Raw genomic sequence first — 1,300 nt, forward strand, 5'->3', positions numbered from 1 at the left:
CACTAGTGTCCACTTAAAATAAGTTAAAAACCAGCTGGTTAGTATTATGTTCATTGACATTATTGTAATCTGATTTCATAAGTAGTTCATTTATAGATATTTTGTCGAGTAATGATGCGGATAAAATTTGTAGAATTTCGTAGGTTGAACGATTGATTTTTAAATCTTTTGCTATTATAGAAACCAAACAGTAAGTTGCAATTGCTACATTGATTTGAATACGAACAGCATTTTCTGTTGTTCCCCAAAAGGTCTTAACTTTTAGGTGCTGTTTTATCCATTTGAAGAACAATTCTACTTGCCATCTTTGTTTGTAAAGTAGTGCAATATCTTGAGCTGATAATTCAAAATTATTAGTCAAGAATACTAACATTTTTTTTTTTTCAGTATCGAAAAATTTTACTTTTCGTATCTTTTCTGGATAATCTTTTGAGGTATAAAAACCTTCTATTTTACCAATTTGGTCATATTTAATTCCAGTGGTTTTGTCAATTTTTAGAGAATACATTCTTTTAAATTTCACATTAGATTTTGCTCTAACAACAAAATAAGCATTTGCTTTTGTAATTCGAAAAAGTCGATCATAATCAACATAAGCACGGTCAAAAATATAATACGCAAATGGCTCATAATCTATGACATCCATTGCATTAACATCGTGCACATTTGCTTCTGTTATATGGATAAATACCGGGATTTGTGTGTTAATATCAAATAGAGTGTGCAATTTTATTCCTGCTTTAGTTTTTCGAAAATGAGCCCAACAAAATACACTCAAGCATAGATCAATTGTTGAAGAATCAAAAGCATAAATATTACCTTTTATTTCAAAAGCATCATTGCTGTTTTTATCCCGAGCAATCAATATTAAATGATTGGCAAACTCTTCAAATATTTTATAATTACGATTTTCATTAGCTTTGGATAAATTGCTACGAGTTACATTTTTGCCAAATCCTAAATGATATGATTTTGATTGATGTGCTTCTATAACAATTATCAAATCTCTTAAACTTTCTCTTGCTGAAAGTTGACCAAAAATCATACATAATAATTGATTCCAACAAGTAAAATGTTTGACCGATTTATTGCCAAAATATTTACTAGTTAACCTGTCAAAAACACGTTGAGGAAGAAATTCAATCAGTTGAGAAAAGACATATTTACCGTGATTCATATTCGTAATATTGATTTACGAACATAATAATCATTTCAAATCGTCACGCTCAAAAATGACTCTTAAAATACAGATTTACAATAATTTCAAAGAACTTGTTTTATTTTTTAGTGGACACTAGTG

General features: G+C 28.7%; 1 protein-coding gene. It reads right to left on the bottom strand.

Going from position 1 to position 1,300, the window contains the following annotated elements; genetic code table 11:
- Positions 1-13: 13 nt before the first annotated feature.
- On the bottom strand, positions 14-1,177 hold the full coding sequence (locus tag EKL98_RS16205; protein WP_126563165.1) for an IS4 family transposase: 1,164 nt from the start codon (positions 1,175-1,177) through the stop codon (positions 14-16).
- Between the last annotated feature and the right edge of the window lie 123 nt (positions 1,178-1,300).

The organism is Flavobacterium bomense (assembly GCF_003970355.1).

Excerpts from the sequence above, each read along its gene's own strand:
- EKL98_RS16205 (WP_126563165.1), bottom strand. The coding sequence starts at position 1,177 with ATGAATCACGGTAAATATGTCTTTTCTCAACTGATTGAATTTCTTCCT.